The organism is Pseudomonas quasicaspiana (genome assembly GCF_021147825.1).
Lineage (GTDB): Bacteria > Pseudomonadota > Gammaproteobacteria > Pseudomonadales > Pseudomonadaceae > Aquipseudomonas > Aquipseudomonas quasicaspiana.
The window spans coordinates 308870-331141 of record NZ_JAGTPI010000001.1; the positions used below are offsets into that span (position 1 = coordinate 308870).

A 22272-nucleotide genomic window follows, 5' to 3' on the forward strand; every position below is an offset into this window, starting at 1 on the left:
TCCCTCCGTCAATCTACGCATCTGATGACCGGTTCCACGAATGCTTGCAGGCATATCGTGAACAGCGGCAATCGGCAGGACCGACGGCTGGACATTCAAGGCTGATGCACTGCTATCAACCTCACTCTCTTGTCTCTCCTGAGCTGACTTCTTGTTTGCCATTGTTTTCAGCTGCTGAGTGACATTGAATCTCTTGGTACATCGTCAGAACAAAACGGCTCCGACAACCTCGTTACAACCAGCACCCAGGTCTTTCACGGAACAACATCTGCTACTTGCTTAACAAAAAGTCATGCGTGGTAAAGCATCTATGTACACGTGTATCGGGAACCGCAAACGGTAATTGTAATCGGATACAGGTTGCGGAGCGAACTTTTACCGATATTAGCGTGTGCGCTTAGTCGATAGTCTCGTTCGACGCGGGCCTCTGGCGCGCATCAACCAGTGCTTTGGCTTGCCGGGTTAATTGATCCAGATGCCGATCACGCTGCTTCTCGGCTTCTATCATCGGCCGCTTTCCGTGCTGCTGAAGTAAATAAGCATGAATTTGCCGAATCTCCAGCGAATTGTAGATCGGCGCTACATCCAGTACTGCCACCAGACCGTCAATGCCGTGATCCCGCGTATTCATCAATACCTGCGGACCGCGAGCGGCCAACACCTGAAAACCCATTGCTTCGAAACGCGGAACCGCGGCGGCGCGACAGGCCAGTTCGGCATGTGGGTAGCGTTCGGTCATCTGCGCCAGCATTGCGCGCGCCACGCCATTGCGACGTTTGCTGGCCTGCACGGCCATAAACGCTACCGCGCAGGCTTCGGGATCGTCCTTGACCGGCAAATACAGCAAGAAGCCGATCACCGTGTCCGGTTCGTCAGCATCCAGCGCGACAATCAATTCAACGGGAATCCCTTTGGATCCATCCATGGCCTCGATGTAGAGATGAACTTCGAAACCGACGCCATATTGATAAAGGCTGTAGAGCGGATTACTGGGCGCAATATTGACCATGCTGATATCGGTGACGTAATCGACCACCATCTGCATGATCTGGCTTTTGATCAACTCGGGGGGCGGGCTTTCGAAGCGGGTGACGGTGAACATCGAGATGGTGACTCCAGATTTTAAGGCATCCCCGGACCGGCATGCTCGGTACGAAGGGGCGCCATCATACCCCAGACATACAGCGAGGCCCATTTGCCTCGATGGCAAAGACTGCTTTAATCAGCCAACTCACCGAAGAAGGAGCGAACAGATGGAACGTCTCACCGCGAAAGATTTTTCCCCTGAACTGCTTGAGCTGTACGACTACTACGCCCACGGCAAGATCAACAGGCGCGAATTTCTTGACCGCGCGGCAGCTTTCACTGTCTTTGGCCTGACCGCCAGTGCCGTCCTTGCTTCGCTGAGCCCCAACTACGCGATGGCACAGCAAGTGGAGTTCACTGACCCGGATATCGTCGCCGAGTACGTCAACTATCCTTCGCCCAAGGGCCACGGTCAGGTGCGCGGCTATCTGGTACGTCCGGCAAAAGTCACCGGCAAGTTGCCCGCCGTGGTTGTGGCGCATGAGAATCGCGGGCTTAACCCTTATATCGAAGACGTTGCCCGCCGAGTGGCAAAAGCCGGCTTCATTGCCCTCGCCCCCGACGGTCTGACGTCAGTCGGTGGCTATCCCGGCAACGACGACAAAGGCCGCGAACTGCAACAGACCGTCGACCCGGAAAAGCTAATGAACGACTTCTTCGCCGCCATCGAGTGGATGATGAAGCACGACGCAACGACCGGAAAAGTCGGCATCACCGGCTTCTGCTATGGCGGTGGAGTTGCCAACGCAGCAGCGGTTGCCTATCCCGAACTGGCCGCCGCCGTGCCGTTTTACGGACGTCAGGCCAAAGCCGAAGATGTGCCAAGAATCAAGGCACCGCTGTTGATCCACTATGGCGAACTGGACACCCGCATCAACGAAGGGGCAGCCGCCTACGAACAGGCATTGAAGGCCGCAGGCAAAACCTATCAGGCATATGTCTATCCCGGTGCCAACCACGGCTTTCACAACGACTCCACTCCGCGCTACGACGAAGCGGCGGCGAAGCTCGCATGGGACAGGACCCTGGAGTGGTTCAACAAGTATCTGGTCTGATGCCCGGCAGAAATCTCACCACTCAAACGGCTGGACCTGGCAGTTCATCCTGTAGGACTGGCTTTAGCCGGGAGAGCGTCAACACAGTCGCATGATTTGCTTCGGCAAACAGACCGCTCTCCCGGCTAAAGCCGGCCGTACGTGGTTAAACAGCGCAATAGCAAGCTTGCGGACAATTAGCAGCACCGCAAGCAACCGCCCTCCTGCGTTGCGAAAAAAGCAACAAAGCTGCCTTCCTGCAAGGATTGATAGCGCCCCCTTTGCCTGCCCATACTCGACCCACCCCAAAAAGGAGAAGGTCATGGATTCCCTTTGGCAGCGTCTGCAAGAACAGGCTCATCAGCTCGCAGAGCGTAACCCCGTAATGAGTCATTACGTGCAGTTCGGAATTCTGTCGCAGCCCTCCTTCCCCACCGCCCTGGCAGCAAACCTGGCCCGGCAACTCAAGGGGCAGGCTGGGAGCACCGATCTGACTGGCTGGTTTACGGACATCCTCCGCGCTAACCCTGACATCGCCTCCAGCGCCGCGGCTGACATCAACCACCTGGTGATCGTCAACCCGGCTTGTCCCGATCACCTCACCGCTTTCCTTACATTCCGCGGTATTCAGGCCGTTCAGGCTTACCGCATTGGCCACGCCTTGTGGAACGATGGCGATATTCAGAGCGCAGTGCTGTTGCAGAACTGGGCAGCCAACACCTGGAGCATCGATATCCACCCGGCAGCGCGACTGGGCAAAGCACTGTTTGTTGATCACGGGATTGGTCTGGTGATTGGCGAAACCGCCGTCGTAGAAGATGAAGTCAGCCTTTGGCACGGCGTGACGCTGGGCAGCACTCTGGCTGAAGTCGGTGACCGTCATCCGAAGATTCGCCGCGGCGCATTGATCTGCGCAGGCGCCAGCGTACTGGGCAACATCGAAGTTGGTGCCAAAGCCATCGTGGCGGCCAACGCAGTGGTGCTCAAACCCGTACCGGCGAGCGCTGTCGTTGCAGGCACTCCGGCAAAAATTGTCGGTAGCGCACCGCAGTCGCTGGCCACCCTGACCTCGAAAACACTTACTCAACGGGAGCAATGACCATGGCCGCAGCCGCCCAATCCACTCAAGGTATTGACCACCCGCTGGTAACCGTACGCGACCATCCGCAGACACTGGCTCTGTATCGAAAAATGGGCTTTGAATCCTCGCCGATCAGTTATCACCCGTGGGGCACGGTCACGACGCTGGTGATGTTCCCGAGCAATTTCATCGAAATCATCGCAGTGGATGATGCCTCGAAGTTTGGCACTAACTCGGTCGATGGCTTCTGTTTCGGCCGTCAGTTGGGCACATTTCTTGATCGCGGCGAAGAAGGCATCTCGCTGGTGGCATTGCACAGCAAAGACGCAGACGCGGACTATGCACGCCTGACAAACGCTGGGCTGGCCAGTCAGGGCCGTATCGATTTCCGGCGCAAAATGACCCTGCCCGATGGCAGTCCGGACGAAGCCGTCGTGTCGTTGGGGCTGTTCATTGATGAGGAGCACCCGGATGCTTCCAACTTCATTTGCCATCAGCACCGCCCGGAATTGATCTGGGTGCCAGGATGGCAAAACCACCCAAACGGCGCTGACGGCATCCTCGCGGTGACTTACCTGGCGGACCCTGCCCAGCTCGAACCCCGGTGGAAAGCGTTGTACGGCGATGCAGTTCGCTACCACGGCGATGTGCTTGAAGCTGATACTGGCTGCGGGTTGCTACGCGCCATGTCCCTGACCACCGCGCAAACCGAGTTTGCCGGAGTCAACTTGCCTGAGGCGGCCAGTCAACGCCCCCATGCAATAGCGCTGCGCATCAACACTAAAAACCTGGATGCGGCGCGAGCCATTATCGAAAGCAACAAAGTGCCGCATCTAGCGGGTTCACAGCGCCTGCTGATCGAGCCGCAAGCAGCCGGGAATGTGATTCTGGAGCTGGTGCAGACCCGCTGAGAGTCCTTTGCCCCACATGCCTGTCTGCATGGATGTAATTCTGTGGGAGTCGCCCCGGTGTCCCTGACACCACGCTGTCGCGCAGCAAACACGGACCCTGTAGGAGTGACCGGGGTGGCGATCCACATTGCTCGCGATTCGGCCTGTCAGTCGATGAATTTATTGCCTGTACTGGAGCTATCGCGAGCAAGCTCACTCCTACAATAAAAAGCATTCCAAATCAGATAGTTATATTTTGTTTGATAGGAGCTGGGCTTGCCCGCGATAAAGGCGACTCGGTCCACCTTTAACACCGCTTTCCTGAATAAATTCGGCTCCATGAATTACATGGGGCCTACGGGACATTTGCCGTCTGTCGCCTGCCCACTCGCCGGCAGCCAGACGGCTCTCAACCAAATGCCCGGCTTGCCGTTAAAGCACTCAGCGTCCCGGGACTGGTCGGGCGCATCCCCCGTGCGAGAGCCCCATGATCGACCTCAGTGTCTGGAACCTTACCCTGCCCATTGAAACGCCAGCCGTCACCGTGGCGACTGCACGTGTCAGCAGCCTCAACAGTCCTTACTTCAAAGTCAGCAGCAACGGCATTGTGATGTGGGCACCGGTGACCGGCTCCCACTCTGGCACCAGTGACTACCCTCGCACGGAGTTACGCGAAACCCTCTCCAATGGCAACGCCATGAACTGGTTGTATAACAGCGGCACCAACACCATGATCGGTGCGCTGATGGTCAATCAGGTACCGTCGACGGGCAAAATTGTGGTGGCGCAAATCCACGCCAAAAATGCGCCGACGCCTTTGCTGAAGATGGTGTACCGCTATACCGCCAAAGGCGGCTTCATAGACCTCGAATATCGCGTGAAGCCAGCCGACGCTAAAAGCCCGGTGATGTACAGCACCCCCATGGCCCTGAACAAGCCCTTCACCTATTCGATTCAGATGGCGCCCACTGGCAAACTCACCGTGATGATCAATAACGTGGCGGCGCTGACAACTCTCAACTCTGCCTGGTATGGCTATGCCTTTTACTTCAAGGCCGGGGTGTACACCCTGGACAACGTCGGCTACCCCACTGAAGGCGGGAAGGTCACCTACACCAGTCTTTCCACCAGCCACGTCGTGAAGAAGTAACAACCGGCAGTCGCCGTGGACCGTTGTACATCACGCCATTCGTTTTTCAGAATGGCGTGACGCCCGCATCACTTTTCGTCGCCAGCCTCTACATCCAGCGCTTCACCAATCGCATAAAAGTGTCCACCCGCGATGTAGTGCAAGCTGCGCCACGCAGGGTCGGCCGTCTCAAAGTTCCAGTGCCCGTCCTTGAACACTCGCGTATCAGCCCAGGCACCAATGACTTCGCCGATGAACAGATCATAGGTCGACTGATTGTGCGGCTCGGGTATCAGGCGACACGCCAGCCAGGCGGAGCAACCGGCCACGAACGGCAGATCATGATCGGGGATGCGGAACAACTCCACGCCTGAACGCTGCAGTTTGTCCGCTTCGTTGAACAGACTGCGCGTGCCCACCTCGTGGGTGAGTTGCAGCTGCGCTGCGGTTGGCACCTGAATCACGAACACTCCACTTTGCTCAACCAGCTCACGGGTCTTGGCAATTTTGTCGAGCACCACAGTGAGTTTGGCCGGCATGAAATCCAGCGCGCAGGCCCAGGCAGCGGCCATGACATTGTCGACCCCTTCGTGCCGGGCCGAAACCAGAACTGTCGGACCGTGGTTGAGCAAGCGATAGGCCTTGGCCGGGTCCACCGGGGCAATAAATTGGTTCACAAAAATACCTCTCGAGACGTGGCGAGCGTGCTGACGAACGACTTGATTCGCACACATGCTCGCGCCAGTTGCTCATCGCTTACGGTAAATGAAAGCCGCACAAAACCCTGGGCAGGCTCACCGAAGGCTGCTGCGTCGAGCACCGACACACCCGCTTCCCGAAACAGTCGCCAGGCGAAGTCCAGCGAGCTCAATCCGGTGCCGCGTACGTCGAGCAGGACGAACATCCCTGCATCCGGGCTGCGCACTTCGATGCCCGGGCAATCACTCAATCCAGACACCACGAGATCGCGTCTGCGTTGATAGATATCGAGCATGCCCAACGTCACTTCATCATGAGCAAGCACCGCCGCCATCGCACCCGCCATGACGAAGCCGGGCAATCCGTAAAGCATGCTCAACGACAGGTTTTCTGCGTGCCTGACCAACTGCGCATCGGCAATGATCCAGCCGACTCGCCAACCGGTCATGGCGTGGGATTTGGACAAACTGCCGACGATCACGCAACGCTCGGCCATGCCCGGCAAGCTGGCCAGACTGACGTGCTCCCGTTGGTAGCAAAGGCTTTCGTAAACCTCATCGACGACCACCCACAGATCATGGGCGATGGCCAGTTCGGCAATCCCTTGCAGCTCCTTGGCACTGAGCACTACGCCAGTCGGGTTGTTCGGGTTGGAGAGGAAAATGGCCCGGGTGCGCGGGGTAATGGCGGCGCTGATACGGGCAATGTCAGGACGAAAACCGGCATCGGCGTCGCAACTTACGCGCACCAGCGTCGCGCCGCTTGCCCTGAGCGTAGCCTCATAAGTCACATACATCGGGTCCAGAGCCAGGACCTCATCACCGGCTTGCAACAGGCAAAGGGCGCTCGCGAACAAAGCATTCTGCGCACCGGCCAGGGTGATCACATTGGCGGCCTCTACCGGCCGTCCCAGACGCTTGGCGTAACGCTCGGCGATAGCTTCCCTTAGCGCAGGCCTTCCGGGAATTTCGGTGTAATGGGTATCCCCTGCTCTCAGTGCGCCGACCGCCGCTTCAGTGATGAAATCCGGGGTAGCGAAATCGGGATCGCCAATGCTGAGGATAATGACATCTTCCCCTTGGCAATGAGCCTGCCAGGCGGCGAAGTGAATGTCCCAGGCGGCAGCGCCATGCCCGGCTATCCGTTCAACAAACGGGGAAAAACGCATACCACGGCCTCTCGAATACGAGTAAAACGCCACGATACCGCGCCGTTCTTCTGAAAGGCCAGTGTGGTTGGAAGCAGGATCCTTATGGAAAACTCTATGTTCACCTGCAAACATAATTCCCGTGGGAGCGAATTCATTCGCGAAGAGGCAGGTACATCCGCAGGAGTTGCGTGCTTAGAAATGCCGTCTTCCCGAATGAATTCGGTCCCACAGGATTTTGGTCTACAGGTAAAACATCCCCAACAGAAACGCATTTCAACTGCGGATTGATCCAGCCGATCAAGCCTTGGCAATCTCCGGCGCCAGCAACCACTCGGCGCTGTCATTCCAGACGTCCATATGAGTGATCTTGCCGTCACGCACTTCAAAGCGGTCCAGATAACGATTGCCGGAAAAGCTGCTGCCATTCGGCCATTCGCCGTAGAGCGTGCCGTTGGAATACACCACAGTGTGATCACCGCGATCCATCCAGTCGAAATTGCCCAAGGCCTTCTTGACCCACGCATAGCGCGAGCCGTTGAACGCGGTAATAGCCTGCGGAGTGGGCATGACACGCCCGCCGGTGAAGGTAATCTTTACGTCAGCACTCATGAAGGTTGCGGCCCGAACCGGATCCGGGGCCATGGATGCCTCAAGGAAATTGCTAACAATCTGTACGTCTCTGTTTTTTTCCGACATCACTGAATCTCCTGACTCACGGGTTAAGTAAATAGCCTGAACGCCTCTACATGGTGCAGCTCGCCTTAATTTGGCGCGTAAATACTGGGCATTTCAAATAAAAACCGACGTTATGAAGGCCGCTATGACTGGCATCCTACTTGCTAGCAATAAATATGCAACTGCTAGCAATCAGGAGAACACACTATGGCCATCCGGCTTCCAAACCTGCAACGTCTGCTGTTTCCCGTGGCTGCGGCAGTCACGCTCAATATGGCTATGTTCGGTGGCGCGCAAGCCGCTGAGCCGCCGATCAAGGTTGGCCTGGTGGCTGCCCTGTCCGGGCAGTCAGCCAAATCCGGCGAAGCCCTGACCCGCGGCCTGACCATGGCGATCAATGAAGTAAACGCCAAAGGCGGCGTTTTGGGTCGTCAACTGGAGCTGGTACGCCGCGACGACGAAAGCAACCCGTCCAAAGGCATGCTGGCGGCACGTGAGCTGGTCCAGCGGGAAAAAGTCACCGTATTGTTTGGTGGTCTCGATACGCCGGTGTCTCTTGCAATCGTGCCACTGGCCAACCAGATGAAGGTGCCGTTCATGGGCATCTGGGCAGCCGGTACGAAGATCACCGAAAACGGCGCTGCTGATAACTACGTGTTCCGGGTTTCGGCAGTCGACGAGCTGGTAGACGAAGCGCTGGTGAAATACGGCGTCGATAACGGCATGAAAAAGCCCGGCATGATCCTCATCAACAATCCGTGGGGCGAGTCCAACGAGGCCGGCTTCAAGCGCGCCTTGGAAAAACGCGGCATGGCCAACGCCGGTGTTGAGCGCATTCAGGACAGCGATCTGGACGTAGTACCGCAACTGACCCGCCTGAAAAACGCCGGTGCCGACACCTTGCTGATGGTCGGTAACGTTGGCCCATCGGCGCAAGTGGTCAAATCGCTGGATCGCATGGGCTGGGACGTGCCGGTGGTTTCCCACTGGGGTCCGGCCGGTGGTCGTTTCGGAGAACTGGCTGGCCCGAATGCCTCCCGCGTGCATTTCATCCAGACCTACGTGTTCACCGAGCACAACAGCCCTAAAGGCGATGCTTTGCTCGCAGCGCTGAAAACCGCTTACCCACAAATCAAAACCCTGGCCGACGTGACGCCTGCGGTGGGCATCGCCAACGCCTATGACGCGCTGCATCTGGCTGCGCTGGCCATCGAAAAAGCAGGCAACACCGATGGCAAAGCCGTGCGCGATGGCTTTTACGCCATTAGCGAATACGACGGCCTGATCAAGCACTACAAGCAGCCGTTCACTGTGCAGAAACACGACGCACTGGGTCCGGACGACTATCTGTTCACGCACTTCGTCAACGACCAGATCGTACCGTTGAAGCCTTAAGGAGTCGCCATGTTCACCGCCGCCATTGTCACCGGCCTCGGCCTGGGCAGCATGTACGCGCTACTGGCGTTAGGTTTTCACCTGACCTACGTCGTCTCGCGCACCGTCAATTTTGCCCAGGGCAGCGCCATGATGGTCGGCGCGGTGCTGGGTTACACCTTCTGCATCACCTGGGACTGGTCGTTGTGGCTGGCCCTGCCACTGACGCTGATTCTCTGTGCGCTGTATGGCCTGGTGATCGAGCGCTGGCTGGTGCGGCCGTTCCACAGCCGTGGCTCACAGGCCTGGCTGATGGCAACGGTGGCAGGCGGCATTCTGGTGGACAACCTGGCGCTGTTTACCTTTGGCAAAGAGCCTCGTCAGTTTGAGAGCAGTCTGGTCAACCTCAACGTCGAACTGTTCGGCAGCAGCGTCGGTGCGTTGCAGCTCCTGATTCCTCTGGCGGGGGCAGCAATTGCCCTTGCTCTCTATCTGGTACGGCGCTACACCCGACTCGGCAAGGTACTGGAAGCGTGCGTGCAAAACCCGCGCGCAGCGATGTTGATGGGCATCAATGTCAATCGGGTGGTGGCGATCGCGTTTGCTGTTTCCACCGTATTCGCCGCGGTAGCAGGTTTGTTGATTGCGCCGCTGTTCAGCGTCAACGCCGAGATGGGCATGCTGTTCGGACTGAAAGCTTTTGCGGTGGCGATTCTGGGCGGCATCGGCAGCGCCGGAGGTGTGTTTGCAGCCGGTCTGCTGTTCGGTCTGGCTGAAGCCTTGATCACCCTGTATTTCGGCTCCGCCTTCACCCAGATATTCACGTTCGCGCTGGTCATTGTTGCCCTGGCGATTCGTCCCAACGGACTGTTCGGCAGCAAGGCTCTGGTGAAAGTATGAGAGATATCAAAACCCTCGCAGCTCCGGTTTTCACCGGGCTACTCGCAGTCGTGTGTGGCGTCATGGCGTTCACACTGGACAGCTATTCCCTGCTGGTCTTTACCCTCTGCGCTCTGGCGGCCGTAGTGGGTGTCGGCCTGAATATTCTGATTGGCCTGAGCGGGCAAATTTCATTCGGCCACATCGCGTTCTATGCCATTGGCGCGTACGTGTCGGCATTGCTGACCATGGCCGGTTGGCCGCTATGGCTGGCGTTGCCGCTGGCGGGCATCGTGGCTGGCTTGATTGGCGCCCTGTTGGCGATCCCGGCACTGCGGGTCAGTGGTCCCTATCTGGCGATGATCACCATTGCCTTTGCGTTCGTGGTGCATCACAGCCTGATCGAATGGCGTGACGTGACCGGTGGTTCGAATGGTCTGATGGGTATTCCGCTGCCGGAATTTGCCGGTCTCGATCCAGCGATACTGCTCGCGCTGTTGGCTGGGGCGTTGATGATCGGCGCATTGCTGTTCTATCAGCGCCTGAGTCACAGCACCTGGGGCAAGGCCATGCGCGCCGTGAAGGCGTCTGAAATTGCCGCGCGCTCGCTGGGTTTCAATCCGGTTCTGAGCAAAACCCTGGCCTTCGCCGTGTCCGCCGCGTTGACCGGTTTGGCAGGTGGCCTGCTTGCGCCCCTGCTGATGTTCATCAACCCGGAATCCTTTCCGTTTTCCCAATCGATCCTGTTCGTCCTGGCGGTGATCGTCGGTGGCAGCGGTATGCTGTTCGGCCCATTGATTGGTGCTTTGCTGATCGTGCTGGTGCCGGAACTACTGTCGGACTTCGCCGAATACCGCCTGCTGATTTTCTCGGTGCTGTTGCTGCTGGTGCTGTGGGTCGCGCCGAACGGCTTGCTGGGTGCCCTCGCCCGTCGCTGGATCAAGCCGACCCGGTTGTTACCGCCCACCACGATCAACACCCAACGCATTGCCGCGCATCTGCAAAGCCGCGGTCCGTCAACCGGTTTGCGGGTGACCGATATCGGCATTCGCTTCGGCGGTGTACAGGCGGCGCAACACGTCAGCCTGCATGCGCCTGCCGGAAGCATCACAAGCATCATTGGCCCCAATGGCGCGGGCAAAACCACCGTGCTGAACATGATCAGCGGGTTCTATGCCCCGGACAGCGGGCAGATCGAACTGCAACAACCACTGGCCGGTTTACCTGCCTGGAAAAGCGCCCGAGCCGGTATCGCCCGCACCTATCAGACCACCCTGCTGTTCGGCGAGATGTCGGTGCTGGATAACCTCTTGGTGGCGATGCAGAAAGGTCGCCTCGGCCTGCCCTTCAGCCTGTCGACCGCCGAGCAACGCAGCCTCGCGCTGGACCTGCTGGCGCTGGTGGGTTATCGCGGCGAAGTGAACATTGCTGCCGAGGACTTGCCCCACGTCGACCGTCGCCTGGTAGAAATCGCCCGGGCGCTGGCGACCGCGCCTGCGGTGCTGTTGCTGGATGAACCGGCTGCGGGTCTGAGCCGCCGCGACACCGACGATCTGGCCGTGCTGCTGCGCAAGCTAGCGGATTTTGGCCTGACGGTGATTCTCGTCGAGCACGACATGTCGCTGGTGATGTCAGTGTCCGAGCTCTTATTGGTGCTGGATGCCGGCAAGCCCATCGCATCCGGGCCTCCTGCTGAAATTCGTCAGAACCAGCAGGTGATCGCCGCGTATCTGGGCGGCACCGATTATCAGGCAACACCACGGGATCATGCCTGGGATGGCAGTCGCGATGCGCGGCTGTACGTCAAGGATCTGGTCATCGACTACGGCGCTGCGGCAGTGGTCAACAAAGTCAATTTACTGGTCAACCCCGGCGAGCTTGTGGCGATTCTGGGTGCCAACGGTGCGGGCAAATCCAGCATCCTGCAATGTCTGGCGGGCCTGCATCGGGCGACCGAGGGCAGCATTTTGCTGGACAACGAAAGCATCGAACAGGCCAGCGCCAGCAGCATCGCTGGCAAAGGTCTGGCCTTGGTGCCGGAAGGTCGTCAGGTGTTCCCGTACCTGAGCGTGCGCGACAACCTGTTGCTAGGCGGTTACTCCCGACGAGAAGCGTTTGATGCCGAAGCTGAAATCGAAGCGATCCTCAAACGCTTCCCGCGTTTGCGCGACCGTATCGATAACCCGGCGGGCATGCTGTCCGGTGGCGAACAACAGATGGTCGCCGTGGGACGCGGGCTGATGGCCAAACCGAAAATCCTGCTGCTGGACGAGCCGTCTCTGGGCTTGTCACCGGCCATGATCGGCGAGCTGTACGACGCACTCGCCGCCCTGCGCGATGAAGGCGTCACTATCCTGCTGGTGGATCAAATGGCCAACCTCGCGCTGCAGGTTGCTGACCGCGCTTACGTGCTTGAAACCGGCTGCATCATAAAATCCGCCAGCGCCGCCGAGTTGCGTGACGACAAGGAGCTGGCTGCAGCCTATCTGGGTGAAAGCGCTGATAGCGCCAGTGCCAATAGCGTTCGAGGAGTGAGTGTATGACCGCACTGAAGATCATCAATGTGCGGCTGGGTGAAGCCGACACTGATACCGTGCTCTATGTGGAGAATGGCCATTACGTTGAGGCATTCAGCCCATCAATCATCGACTGGGAGACACTCGATTTACAGGGTCGCCTGCTGATGCCAGGCCTGATCGAAACCCATATCCATCTGGATAAAGCCTGCATCATGCAGCGCTGTCATTTGCATGAAGGCACCCTTGCCGAGGCAGTGGCGCAAACCCGTGCCGCCAAGGCGGAATTCACTGAAGAAGACGTGTACCAACGCGGTGCGCAGGTGCTGGATAAGGCGATCCTGCAAGGCACCACTCACATGCGCACCCACGTGGAGCTTGATCCGCAAATAGGCCTGACCGGCTTCAATGCCATTCGCCGCTTGCAGGCTGACTACGCCTGGGCGATCAGCCTGGAAATCTGTGTGTTCCCCCAAGAAGGCCTGCTGAATAATCCGGGCACGGAAGCATTGTTGTGCGAGGCGCTGGAGAAAGGCGCGACGGTGCTCGGCGGCTGCCCGTACATGGACAGCGACCCGGACGGGCAGATCCAGCGTCTGTTCGAACTGGCAGTCAAATACGACTGCGATCTTGACCTGCACCTGGATTTCGATCTGAATCCGGAAGGCATGACGGTCATGGAAGTCGCGCGCTGCACGCAACTGCATGGCTGGGCAGGACGCGTGACCATCGGCCATGTGACCAAGCTGTCGACACTCCCCAAAGAGCAAATGACCGTGCTGGGCCTGCACCTGGCCAAGGTCGGCGTGCAAGTAACCTGTCTGCCGTCCACCGATCTGTTTCTGATGGGCCGTGAGTCGTTTCACAACAAACCTCGCGGGCTCGCGCCGCTGGAGCATCTGCACGCCTGCGGCGTTACGTGCTCGGTGTCCACCAACAACATTGGCAATCCGTTTACGCCCTATGGCGACGCCTCGCTGATCCGTCAGGCCAACCTGTTCGCCAACGTCAGCCAGATGGGCACCGTGCCGCAATTGCTGCAATGCCTGGCGTGGGTGTCCAGCGAATCAGCACGCATGCTGCGTTTGACCGATTACGGTTTGCTACCCGGATGCCGAGCCGACTTCATCGTCTTCGACGCGCCTTCACCTGCGGCAGTGATTGCCGAGATCAGCGCGCCGTTGATGGGCTTCAAGGGTGGGCGACGGACGTTTAGCCGGCCGGTTGGGGTGTTGCTGAAGCCGGATAATTAGGCATGCTGTACGCATAACCCTGTGGGAGATGCCCCGGTGTCCATGACACCACGCTGTCGCGCAGCAAACACGGGACCTGTAGGAGTGAGCTTGCTCGCGATTCGATCTGTTGGTCGATGAATATATTGCCTGTGCTGAAGCTATCGCGAGCAATGTGGATCGCCACCCCGGTCACTCCTACAGAAAATGCATTCCAAATCATGTAGTTATTTCTTGTTTGATAGGAGCAGAGCTTGCTCGCGACAAGGCTGGACGAGGTTCACTTTAGATCGCGTTCAGTCTTATCGCGAGCAAGCTCTGGTCCCACAGGTTCTGCGCCACGCAGGATCTTTTCGCGATGACGTTGGACTGATCTTCTCAATCACTCAACGCCTGCCGCAGGTTAAATTCCTCCGGCGCGCTTTCCTCCAGAGCAAGCTGCCCTTCCAGCTCGTCCAGGTGTTCAAGCATGACCGCCACGGCGCGCTCGTTATCGCCGTTTTCCAGCGCGGTGATGATTTCCTGATGCTCGTCCGACGCGCAGGACGGCACGTCATTACGCTGATAAAGCGCCACGATCAGTGAGCTGCGCACCATAAGGTTGGCGAGGATGTCACTCAGCACGGTGTTGCCGCTGATCTCGCCGAGCATCAAGTGAAACTCGCTCAACTCCCGCACGATAGCCCGACGGTCCGTATCGTTGGTGGCCTTGCGTTCATTGTTCATGTGCGTCGCAATCCGCTGACGCTGCTTGCGCATGATTGCTGGAGTGATGCCCTCCACAATCGCACGTTCAATGGCGCGACGCGCACTGAAAATATCCCGGGCTTCCTTGGCAGTAGGCTGGGCAACCATGGCGCCACGGTTGGCCTCGATGGTCACCACCTTCTGCATCGCCAGACGCTGCAGCGCCACCTGCACATGGTTGCGGTTGGCTTGCAGGGTCTCGACGATTTGCGCTTCGATCAGTCGCGTGCCGGGTGGCAGACGATGTTGGGCGATAGCCTTGAACAACGCATCGACGATACGTTGCACCTCAAGCTGTTTGGCAGTGACAGTGCTCAGGCCCATCCTTTCCTCTATTTTCAAAACGCTTGGCGCCATCGCAGCGGTCTGCCAGTGGCGGGCAATCGGCGGCATTATCCGCCAGCCGCACGACACCGGCAAACCCCGTGTGCAACGGGTCGGGCGATCAGTTGGGCTGCCCCAGCGCGAGGCCTTCGCCACGCGGATCATGCATGGCGCTGCGACGTCCCGTTTCATCAATCGCGATGATCCCGGCGTGACCGGTCATGGGGCTGCGTGCCGGGATGATTTCCACTTCATGACCCAACGCGCCAAGCCCCTCGACCGTCGCGGCACTCATGTCGCCTTCCAGCTTCAGATTGTCAGTGCTGTCGAAGAAGCTGCGCCCCAACAGGAAGCGCGGCGTCTCCAGCGCCAGATCAATCGGTTGCTGATAGTCGACCAATTGCGTGGCCAGAACCATTTGCGTCTGCGGCTGACCGTCGCCGCCTTGGGTGCCGAAGAACCAGCGGCGACCGTCATCGGCCAGATAGCAGGACGGGTTCAACGTGTGCGCCGGACGCTTGCCCGGTGCCCAGCCGTTGACATGGTTGGCATCAGCGTTGAAACCGGCAGCGCGGTTCTGCCACAGCACGCCGGTATCACCGAGGATGCAGCCCGAACCGAAATCGTGAAACAGGCTCTGGATCAGGCATGCGGTTCGCCCCTGAGCGTCGGTGGCAGCCATCCAGATGGTATCGGCAGGTCGACCCGGTTCATTCCAGGGTGCGGCACGCTGATCGTCGATGGCGTCTGCGTAGGCCTTGATTTGCGCATCCTCAAGGCTTGCAGCGAAATCCCACGCGGTGCTCAACGGATCGCACAGCTGTGCATTACGCCGCAGCAACCCCTGCTTAATGGCTTCCACCAGATAGTGGTAATACTGCGCGCTGCCGTTGTCCACGTGCGCCAATGGCTTGTGTTGCAGTGCGGCCATCGCCTGCAAGGTGTAGAGCCCCTGACACGGCGGCGCCACGTTATAGAGTCGACCCTGACGATAACGCACCGAAATCGGCGCAACTTCAGGCGCCCGGGTGGCCGCCAGATCCGCCGCCGTCAGGCCACAACCGAGCCGGTCAAACGCCGCACCGAATGCCTCGGCCAACTCCCCTCGATAGAAGTCCTCGACGCCATGCCTGGCCAGATGACGCAGGGTATTGGCCAGTTCCGGCTGGCGCAGGGTGTCGCCCTCGCCCATCCAGCGGCCATCGGTCTTGCACAGGCGATGCAGGTCCGGTAGCTGCTCGATAAGGGGTTGACGCAAGGTCTGCCAGAACAATTGTGACTGTGAAACAAGCGTGCCTTGATCCGCCATCGTGGCAGCGTCTCCGAGCAAGTCACCCCAACCCAGCGTCGACCCCCATTCATGGCGACTGATGTTCGCTGCGGTCTGCCAACTGGCCAGGGCGCCCGCAGTGCTCGCTACCGAGGACGGGCCGCGCACAGTGATCTTCCCGCCCTGAGGCATATGTTGACCGGCCCGACCGATCCCCACGATGGTGCGCACCTTGCTGTCGTGGATCATCCATAGCGCATCGCCGCCCAGCCCGGTCATGTGCGGAAACACCGCTGCAAGCATCGCGCTGGCGGCCAGCATCGCATCGATGGCCGTGCCCCCGGCATCGAGAATGCGCAGCCCGGCGGCGCTGGCTTCGGCGTGAGGCGTACAGATGACGGCGCGAGTTGAGGTGGCGATCATGATCAAAGGCTCTCTTTTTTTGCTAGCTATCAATAGTTTTATTGTTAGCAAAGCAAGAAATGTGCCTTGGTCATTGATGGTATTTGCCGGGCTAGTGGAGAACCTTGTGGGAGCAGAGCTTGCTCGCGATAAGGTTGAACGCGGTTTACGTTAGATTGCGTCCAGCCTCATCGCGAGCAAGCTCTGCTCCCACAAAGAATCATAACCAAGGCTAAATAACCGCAGCCTGCGCCCTTCTCATGCTCCACATCGCAACCACAGCGATCAACGCAACAATAGCGCTGAATAACTCACCCACATGACGCAGACCAAACACCGGCACGCTGACCCCGACGGCGATCACCGGCAATGACATGGACAGGTACAGCACCACAAACAGCGCTGACGCGACCGCCGCTTTCTGATGCGCAGGACTGGCGGCAGTCACCGCGCCCATACCGGCGCGGAACACCATGCCTTGGCCGATACCTGCGGTGATGCCGGCGACGATCAGCAACAGCATCTGCTCGGTCGCGATACTCAGGCCCAGGGTCAGCATGCCAAGGATCAGCGCAACGCAACCCAGGGTCATGTGCTGGCGGGACGGCAACCATTGCAACAGCGCCTGACCGACTACCGATGCCGCGAAGAACGAGCCGACCACAGCACCGATCACGATGCCGCTGGATTGCTCCATGACCTGACGCATGATCGACGGCACCATGCTGGTGAACAGCCCGGCAACGCTAAAGCCTGCCAGCCCGGCGATGGCTGCCGGAATGAACAGGCCGCGCACTTCGGCGGGAATCGAAGGCCGCATGACCCGCAAGCGTGGCACCTCCGGACGCTTGACCGTTTCCCGGGCAACCATAACGCCCACCAGGGCAATCGCCAGAAACCCCAGGTGCAGCCAGAACACCAGTTGCAGTGGATGCGGTAAATGCTGAGACGTCAGACCCGCCAGCAAAGGCCCCAGCCCGAGACCAAACATGTTGGCAGCCGTCGCCACCAGCGTGGAGCGCCTGCTCCAGGACTTCGGGGCCAGTTCGATGACAGCCACCGTGGCGGTGCCGGTCATGATCCCGGCGGAAAATCCGGAAAACAGTCGGCCCAGCAACAGGCCACCAATGGAATCGCAATACAGGAAAATCACCGCACTGATCGCCCCCATGACCAAACCGGCGCACAGCATCGGACGACGCCCGACCTGATCAGACCAACTGCCCACCGCCAGCAATGCGGCGATGACTCCGGCGGCATAGATCGAGAAAATCAGCGTCACCCAGGTTTCACCAAAGCCCATCTGCTGCTGGTAATAGATATACAGCGGGGTTGGCAATGTCGTGCCAACCATGACGATCAGCAATGCGCAGGCCACCAGAATGAAATCTCTGCTGGAAGATGAAACAGGCTTGGTCATGCAGGTCGTCCGGTGAGGAATATCGTGGTCATGCGTCCGGTATCAAAAACCGGGGCAGCCATAGTACAGAGGGGTGGACAGGATATGCAGCGAAGGTTTCAAGAAATTTCATATCGGTAGCTTGGCCTGCAAACACGATTCCCGTGCAGACTGTGTGAAAACTACTGCGCTACGTCTACACAGTCTGCGTGGGAGCGAATTCATTCGCGAAGGGGCCGTTACAGACAATAGATATTCAGTGTCTGACAATCAGTCTTCCCGAATGAATTCGGTCCCACAGGGGAAGTGGCGCCTAAAAAATTGCAGGCCAATACAAAGTCAGGCAGTTGCTTTCCCTCTCGCCATTATTCCTTACGAAAGAAAAACGTCACCTGCCCCAACTCCACACCCAGCTTGCTCATGTACGAGCGATTGGCCAGGGTCTTTTCGTCCAGCAGGTACATCCAGTCATCGAAGTGCACTTTGTACGTGGTGCCGTCTACCGGAAGATTCAGCACGTAACGCCAGTGAAAGGCATTGCCGGACACCTCACCGAAAGCCTTGCCGTCGACATCCCCTGCTGTGCCCGTCCAGCGGCCTGGCCCATCGGGAAGAAGCGTCCATACACGGGTTTCTTTTTTACCGTCGCTGTAGGTGAAGTCTTCGTGCAGGATCAACGCGTCGCCTTCGCTGCGACCATTGATCACCACATCCATGCGTTTGGTGACTTCCCCGGAACGCTTCTGGAAGATGCCCTGAGCCACTACGCGGCCGTTGAAATACTCTCGCAGATCCAGCTTCGGGGTTTCCTGACTGTACTGCTTCACGTCCACGCCGCTGCAGGCAGTCAAACCGATACATGCAGCGATGATCATGGCCTTCAACATAGTCCAGCTCCCAGCAGAGAAATGAGTTATTTACGTGCCCCACCCATCAGTTGCTCACGCAGCTCGGGGTTGCGGGTTTTCGGGCTTAGCCAGATATCAAAGAATGCTTTTGCAAACTGCGGATCCTGTACAACATGCTGCAGCTTGTCACCGACGTAAAACCGCGCTTCGCGGCCAGGGAAATACACCCCGGTGATTTTCATGCCCTCTTCAACATCGACAAACGCCTGGGCCATTTGCTCACGCCAAGCGACCAACTGCTTCTCGGGGATCGGCTTCGGTGAGGTACGCTTGATCTCGACAATGCTGGCCTCAACCAGATCATCCCGGGAAATCGTCCGGTGATAAGTCAGCTCCAGTGCAAACGGCTGATCAGCCTTCAGAGGCTTGCCAGCACTCAGCAATCGCGCAGTGTAGACACGGAAGCCGAACACGCGCAGATCGCCCCCGCCGATGACCTGTGCATTGGGCAACGCCTCCTGCCAGGACGCGCTCGCCACTTGGCTGACCACCTGACTGAACAGCAGAAAAACCACTAACCAAAGTCGTGCCATACAATGCCTCTCGTCTGGATCTTCAGGGCAAGACCAAAAAAGGGTCAGCAACCCGGTGCAAGGTCAAAGACCACAACAACACCGGGAAGCTGACCCTTCAGACTTAAAAGCTATACGACGAATATCACTTTGTACAATTTTTAGTGAAGTTTTTATTCAAACGCCTGATTGCTGAGCGCGCCCTGTTCACGCCTCCTTGTAAACCGGCTCGCCCAGATTGAGCATCAAACGATTGGCCCAGGCGAAAATCGAAATCGCGTGGATCAGGTCCAGAATCTGCGCATCATCCAGACCTTGCGCACGCAGCGGCTGGATGTGTTCAGCACCCAGCGCAGCCGGATCAAGGGTCAGGTCGATGGAAAAACGCACGATGGCCTTTTCCCGCTCTGTCGTCCCGGCCGTTTCAGGATCCGTGAATATCTCGGCAATCACGTCGTTGCGCTTGGCCAGTTGCTCAAAGCGCTGGGCATGCACGGAGGCGCAGTACACGCACTGATTGATACGGGAAACCACGGTGCTCGCCAGTTCACGCTCGGCGCGCGACAAACCACCGGGGGCGTACATGATGGCGTTGAAAGCCAGAGAACGCTGGCGCAGCACTTCGGGCTGATGCGCCAGGGTCAGGTAATAATCGGAGACCTTGGCCTGCGGATGACTCTCCTCCAGCACAGCCACTTGCTCGGGTGTTGCGCTGTCCAGCTTGATGGTCGGCAGCCAGGCTTTCCAGCCCAGTACTTCGCTTGTGAAACCGTTGATACGGATAGGCTCACTCATCACGCAACTCCTGCGGCTGACAACGCGGCAAGGCCTGCCGCCAGGCGAATCTGGTAAGACAGGTAGGCAATCAACTGTGCGAGCACCACGATTTCTGCGGTGGACAATCCGGCTTGCTGCAGCACATGCAACGCCTGCTGATCACCTTCCACCGGGCGCTCGATCAGGGTGCGGGTGAAACCAAGAATGGCCTTCAAGCGAGGGTCCGTCAGGCGCTCAAGGGCCGCAAAATCTAATGCGCCGATCAGCAATGGATCGACGCTCAACGCCCGCAACTGCTCCTTGTAGTAATCAGCCAACAACGGGCTGGGCGTCAGACGGCTGGCGAAATAGGCCACCAGCAGGCGCTCATTCAGGGACAGATTATTCTCAAGATGCGGGTCAAAAAACTGCGCGTGGCTGCCCTGAGTAGCGGCCAGCACTTTGTCACGGGCATGACGAACCTGATGCAGATGCGTGCCGGGCGTCAGGCCCAGCAAATCATCCAGCACATCCGGCGATTGAGCGGTGGAATTCATCACAAATCCTCTGATTGCATCGGGCTGATGCCTGTCGCCCGCAAGGCGTCAGGCTCAGGGTTTCAAGACTTCAAGGCAGTTTGGTAACCATACTGGCGGCGGTACGGTCGCTGACCAGAGGCTCAACTTTCAGGTCTTTACGCGCAGCCCAGATGTTCTGGTAGTGGAACAGCGGGATGATGCCGACATCGTCAGTCACGACCTTCGCAGACTCTTCCAGAATGGTCCGGCGCTTGGCTTCGTCGAACTCGGCGGTGGCTTTGGTCAATGCCTGATCCACCAACGGGTTGCTGTAGTGGCCCCAGTTGGAAGCGCCCAGGCCCTTGGTGCTGTCGACGGTGGTCAGGATGTTGGTCAGCGCATAAGCCGCTTCGCCAGTGCCGTTACCCCAGCCAATCACACTGATTGCCAGTTCGTTCTTGTTGGCCTTACCGGCGTAAACCGCCCAGGGCAGCACTTCCAGCTGCACCTTGACGCCGATCCGCGACCAGAACTGCGCCACGGCCTGCATGGTTTCCGGGGCTTGCGGGTAACGGTCGCCCGGTACATGCACGGTCAACTGGAAGCCGTCCGGGAAGCCAGCTTCCTTGAGCAGCTCCTTGGCCTGTTTCGGGTCGTACGGGATGTTTTTCAGGTCTGCGTTATAGCCAAAGGTATTGGCTGGCATCCACTGGTTGGCCTCGGTCACTGTGCCTTGCATGATGCGCTCGACAATTGCCTGACGATTGATCGCCAGCGACAACGCCTTGCGCACCTTCACGTCACGCAGCGGGTTCTGCTCCAGAGGTTTGCCCGCGTTGTCACGGATAAACTCGTTCGGGCCTTCGCGGAAGCTCGGTTGAACAATCAGCGCACGCAGACCGGAGTAAGCGTAAACCTTCACATTCGGGCTTTGGCGCAGGCGCGCCACGTCAGTTGGCGAAACCTTGTCGATCACGTCCACATCACCCGCCAGCAAGGCTGCGGTGCGGCTCGCGGCATTGGCGATGTAACGATAATCAACGCTGTCCCACAGCGGCTTCTCGCCCCAGTACTCGTTGTTGCGCTCGAAAATCGTGCGGTCGCCCGGCACGAAGGACACGAAACGATAAGGCCCGGTGCCAACCATCGCTTTGCCGGAGTTGTAATCGGCGCTCGCAGCACCCGCCCCGACGTGGCGACTGACGATGTAGATCGAATCGACGTCCGGCAGCAGGTTGGCGTTAGGTGAACGGGTCTTGATGATGAGGGTGTGAGCATCCTTGGCCTGGATTGACTCGACAGTCCGCATGGCGCCCGCATAGGACGCGACGGAGCCGGGAACGGCGCGGGCACGCTCGAAGGAGAACACGAAATCATCGGCGGTCAGCGGTTTGCCGTCCTGCCATTTGACGTCGTCGCGCAGGCTGAACTCCCAGGTCTTGTCGTCCAGCACCTTCCAGCTTTTGGCCAGGCCCGGCAGGGTCTTGTCATCGTGACGATTGACCAGCGATTCGAAGGCATGCAGCGCTACCGAACGATCCCCGGCGTAGTTGTTCAGTTGCGGATCGAGAGACGAGACCGGGTCGGCGTAACCGATACGCAAGGCTTCAGCCGAGGCACTGCCGCCAGCCAGAATCAGGGCCGAGGCCAACAGTGAACGAACAAGAGGTTTCATGTGTTGTTTCCTTGTA

Annotated in this window: 20 protein-coding genes and 1 pseudogene; 9 read left to right on the forward strand and 12 right to left on the reverse strand. The window is 58.6% G+C overall.

What is annotated here, in order from left to right:
• Positions 1–397 precede the first annotated feature (397 nt).
• A complete protein-coding gene (locus tag KDX30_RS01445) occupies positions 398–1102 on the reverse strand; it encodes a GNAT family N-acetyltransferase (RefSeq protein WP_231674771.1) in 705 nt (234 codons plus the stop codon).
• A gap of 151 nt (positions 1103–1253) precedes the next feature.
• Here KDX30_RS01445 and yghX point away from each other — a divergent pair, with 151 nt between their 5' ends.
• The 4 genes from yghX to KDX30_RS01465 all read left to right on the forward strand — a co-directional run bounded on the left by yghX (position 1254) and on the right by KDX30_RS01465 (position 5241).
• Positions 1254–2141: a YghX family hydrolase gene (gene yghX / locus KDX30_RS01450; RefSeq protein ID WP_231671828.1), complete on the forward strand. Its 888-nt coding sequence runs from the start codon at positions 1254–1256 to the stop codon at positions 2139–2141.
• Positions 2142–2442: 301 nt separating this feature from the next.
• Positions 2443–3219, forward strand: coding sequence for a serine O-acetyltransferase EpsC (gene epsC / locus KDX30_RS01455; RefSeq protein ID WP_231674772.1), 777 nt, complete (start codon positions 2443–2445; stop codon positions 3217–3219).
• 2 nt (positions 3220–3221) lie between these two features.
• Positions 3222–4112 carry a VOC family protein gene (locus tag KDX30_RS01460; protein WP_231674773.1) on the forward strand — a complete coding sequence of 297 codons (891 nt, stop codon included), beginning with the start codon at positions 3222–3224 and terminating at the stop codon, positions 4110–4112.
• A gap of 466 nt (positions 4113–4578) precedes the next feature.
• Positions 4579–5241, forward strand: coding sequence for a polysaccharide lyase family 7 protein (locus KDX30_RS01465; RefSeq protein ID WP_231671832.1), 663 nt, complete (start codon positions 4579–4581; stop codon positions 5239–5241).
• A gap of 68 nt (positions 5242–5309) precedes the next feature.
• On the opposite strand, the gene KDX30_RS01470 is transcribed toward KDX30_RS01465, so the two are convergent.
• The 3 genes and pseudogenes from KDX30_RS01470 to KDX30_RS01480 form a co-directional block, all read right to left on the reverse strand.
• Complete coding sequence (locus KDX30_RS01470; RefSeq protein ID WP_231674774.1) at positions 5310–5897, reverse strand: flavin reductase family protein; 588 nt, start codon at positions 5895–5897, stop codon at positions 5310–5312.
• A gap of 23 nt (positions 5898–5920) precedes the next feature.
• Positions 5921–7087: pseudogene (locus tag KDX30_RS01475) on the reverse strand (pyridoxal phosphate-dependent aminotransferase); the annotation flags it as partial.
• Positions 7088–7366: 279 nt separating this feature from the next.
• Positions 7367–7765 (reverse strand): nuclear transport factor 2 family protein, encoded by a 399-nt coding sequence (locus KDX30_RS01480; RefSeq protein ID WP_231674775.1) that lies wholly within the window; start codon positions 7763–7765, stop codon positions 7367–7369.
• Between the two features lie 186 nt (positions 7766–7951).
• On the opposite strand from KDX30_RS01480, the gene KDX30_RS01485 reads away from it, so the two are divergent.
• The 4 genes from KDX30_RS01485 to KDX30_RS01500 all read left to right on the forward strand — a co-directional run bounded on the left by KDX30_RS01485 (position 7952) and on the right by KDX30_RS01500 (position 13766).
• Positions 7952–9139, forward strand: coding sequence for an ABC transporter substrate-binding protein (locus KDX30_RS01485; RefSeq protein ID WP_122703793.1), 1188 nt, complete (start codon positions 7952–7954; stop codon positions 9137–9139).
• Positions 9140–9148: 9 nt separating this feature from the next.
• On the forward strand, positions 9149–10018 hold the full coding sequence (locus tag KDX30_RS01490) for a branched-chain amino acid ABC transporter permease (RefSeq protein ID WP_231674776.1): 870 nt from the start codon (positions 9149–9151) through the stop codon (positions 10016–10018).
• A 62-nt stretch (positions 10019–10080) separates the two neighbouring features.
• On the forward strand, positions 10081–12540 hold the full coding sequence (locus KDX30_RS01495; protein WP_406643667.1) for a branched-chain amino acid ABC transporter ATP-binding protein/permease: 2460 nt from the start codon (positions 10081–10083) through the stop codon (positions 12538–12540).
• The gene (locus KDX30_RS01500) at positions 12537–13766 is read left to right on the forward strand and encodes an amidohydrolase family protein (protein ID WP_231674778.1); all 1230 of its coding nucleotides are present in this window, start codon (positions 12537–12539) and stop codon (positions 13764–13766) included. The genes KDX30_RS01495 and KDX30_RS01500 overlap by 4 nt, the downstream gene beginning before the upstream one ends.
• 357 nt (positions 13767–14123) lie before the next feature.
• Here KDX30_RS01500 and KDX30_RS01505 read toward each other — a convergent pair whose 3' ends face one another.
• Together KDX30_RS01505 and KDX30_RS01510 are read right to left on the reverse strand one after the other, a co-directional pair.
• A complete protein-coding gene (locus KDX30_RS01505; RefSeq protein ID WP_122703801.1) occupies positions 14124–14816 on the reverse strand; it encodes a GntR family transcriptional regulator in 693 nt (230 codons plus the stop codon).
• Positions 14817–14937: 121 nt separating this feature from the next.
• Positions 14938–16509, reverse strand: a complete 1572-nt coding sequence (locus KDX30_RS01510; protein ID WP_231674779.1) for a gamma-glutamyltransferase family protein — start codon at positions 16507–16509, stop codon at positions 14938–14940.
• On the opposite strand from KDX30_RS01510, the gene KDX30_RS01515 reads away from it, so the two are divergent.
• Positions 16508–16663, forward strand: coding sequence for a hypothetical protein (locus tag KDX30_RS01515; protein WP_164705996.1), 156 nt, complete (start codon positions 16508–16510; stop codon positions 16661–16663). The genes KDX30_RS01510 and KDX30_RS01515 overlap by 2 nt on opposite strands.
• Positions 16664–16720: 57 nt before the next feature.
• On the opposite strand, the gene KDX30_RS01520 is transcribed toward KDX30_RS01515, so the two are convergent.
• The 6 genes from KDX30_RS01520 to KDX30_RS01545 all read right to left on the reverse strand — a co-directional run bounded on the left by KDX30_RS01520 (position 16721) and on the right by KDX30_RS01545 (position 22256).
• Positions 16721–17908 (reverse strand): MFS transporter, encoded by a 1188-nt coding sequence (locus tag KDX30_RS01520; protein WP_231674780.1) that lies wholly within the window; start codon positions 17906–17908, stop codon positions 16721–16723.
• 344 nt (positions 17909–18252) lie between these two features.
• Positions 18253–18774, reverse strand: coding sequence for a DUF3833 domain-containing protein (locus KDX30_RS01525; protein WP_027900971.1), 522 nt, complete (start codon positions 18772–18774; stop codon positions 18253–18255).
• A 26-nt stretch (positions 18775–18800) separates the two neighbouring features.
• Entirely contained in the window at positions 18801–19328 is a 528-nt protein-coding gene (locus KDX30_RS01530) for a chalcone isomerase family protein (protein WP_122808660.1), read from the reverse strand.
• A gap of 186 nt (positions 19329–19514) precedes the next feature.
• The gene (locus KDX30_RS01535; protein WP_099268743.1) at positions 19515–20102 is read right to left on the reverse strand and encodes a peroxidase-related enzyme; all 588 of its coding nucleotides are present in this window, start codon (positions 20100–20102) and stop codon (positions 19515–19517) included.
• Entirely contained in the window at positions 20102–20623 is a 522-nt protein-coding gene (locus tag KDX30_RS01540) for a CMD domain-containing protein (RefSeq protein WP_406643659.1), read from the reverse strand. The genes KDX30_RS01535 and KDX30_RS01540 overlap by 1 nt, the downstream gene beginning before the upstream one ends.
• A gap of 67 nt (positions 20624–20690) precedes the next feature.
• Positions 20691–22256 (reverse strand): ABC transporter substrate-binding protein, encoded by a 1566-nt coding sequence (locus KDX30_RS01545; protein ID WP_099268741.1) that lies wholly within the window; start codon positions 22254–22256, stop codon positions 20691–20693.
• Positions 22257–22272: the final 16 nt, after the last annotated feature.